The sequence below is a fragment of the Myxococcus sp. AM009 genome, from assembly GCF_013372605.1.
GTDB classification, from domain to species: domain Bacteria; phylum Myxococcota; class Myxococcia; order Myxococcales; family Myxococcaceae; genus Myxococcus; species Myxococcus vastator.
This window is the reverse complement of sequence record NZ_JABXEP010000343.1, coordinates 1-1,386: the sequence shown is the minus strand read 5'-3', so window position 1 is coordinate 1,386 and position 1,386 is coordinate 1. Positions and strand designations below refer to the sequence as shown.

Below are 1,386 nucleotides of genomic sequence, written 5' to 3'. Positions count from 1 at the left end.
CCGAGGAGAAGCCCGTCAGCCCCAAGAAGTGGACGCCCGAGGAGAAGTTGCGCGTGCTGGCGGAGGCACATGGGCTGGCGGGCGAAGCCTTGGGAGCGCTGCTGCGCCGAGAGGGGCTGCACGAGGGGCAACTGGCGGAGTGGCGCGCGGCTGCCGCTGGGGCCCTCGCCCAAGGCACGAAGGAGGCGCCGTCCGGGGCCCTGACGGCCGGTCAGCGTCGGCGGCTGGCCGTCTCGGAGAAGCGAGTGAAGGAGCTCGAGCGCGAGCTGCGCCGCAAGGAGAAGGCGCTGGCTGAGGCGGCCGCACTGCTGGTGCTCGAAAAAAAACTTCAGGCGATGGGTTGGGACGAGAAGGACTCGGGAGACGAGGACGACGCAGCGGACGAGACGTGCGAGAAATGACGCTCGCGCTCGTCGACGAGGCGCTGGAGAAGGGCGTGCGTCTGGAGGCCATCTGCTCTCGGCTCGGCGTCGCCCCGCGCACCATTCAGCGCTGGAGGAAGCCAGCCACGGCGGAGGACAGGCGGTGCGGTCCGCATACCCGGCCGGCCAACCGACTGTCCGAGGTGGAGCGCCGCCGCATCCTGGCGGTGGCCAACAGCGAGGAGTTCCGGGACGCCTCGCCCAAGCAGATTGTCCCCCGGCTGGCGGACAGGGGCGAGTACGTGGCCAGCGAGGCGAGCTTCTACCGAGTGCTGCGTGAAGCAGGGCAGTTGGCCCACCGTGGCCGCGCCAAGGCTCCTGTGCCCAGGCCTCGGGCCGAGCACCTCGCCACCGGGCCCCGCCAGGTATGGAGCTGGGACATCACCTACCTGAAGGGCCCGGTGAAGGGCAGCTTCCTCTACCTGTACCTCGTGGTGGACGTCTTCAGCCGGCGAATCATGGGCTTCGCGGTGCACGAAGAGGAGTCGTCCGAGCATGCCGCGGCCCTCATCCGTCGCTCTTGGCAGGAGGCTGGGTGTCCCGAGGGGCTGGTGCTGCACTCGGACAACGGCGGCCCCATGAAGGGCGCCACGTTGCTGGCCACCTTGCAGTGGCTGGGCGTCACCCCGTCCTTCAGCCGGCCCCGCGTCTCGGACGACAATGCCTTTTCCGAGGCCCTCTTCCGCACGCTGAAGTACCGCCCCAGCTTCCCTCTGCGCCCCTTCGCCTCCGTCGAGGACGCGTGTCGCTGGGTGACGCGCTTCGTGGCCTGGTACAACACCGAGCACCGCCACTCCGCCATCCGCTACGTCACGCCCGAGGACAGGCACTTCGGCCGCGAGGGCGCGCTGCTGGCCCGACGCCACCAGGTGTACCAACGCGCCAAAGCCCGTCACCCCGAGCGTTGGAGCCGCGACACGCGCGACTGGACGCCCGCGGGCCCCGTCCGCCTCGGCCCCTCTCC

The 1,386-nt window shown here is 70.3% G+C and carries 2 protein-coding genes; both read left to right on the top strand.

Annotated elements, in window-relative coordinates:
- Positions 1-401, top strand: a 401-nt coding sequence (locus HV824_RS35740; protein ID WP_176425267.1) for a transposase, incomplete at its 5' end; no start/stop codon positions are given.
- On the top strand, positions 398-1,386 hold a 989-nt coding region (locus HV824_RS35735), incomplete at its 3' end, for an IS3 family transposase (RefSeq protein WP_176425266.1). The genes HV824_RS35740 and HV824_RS35735, both read left to right, overlap by 4 nt.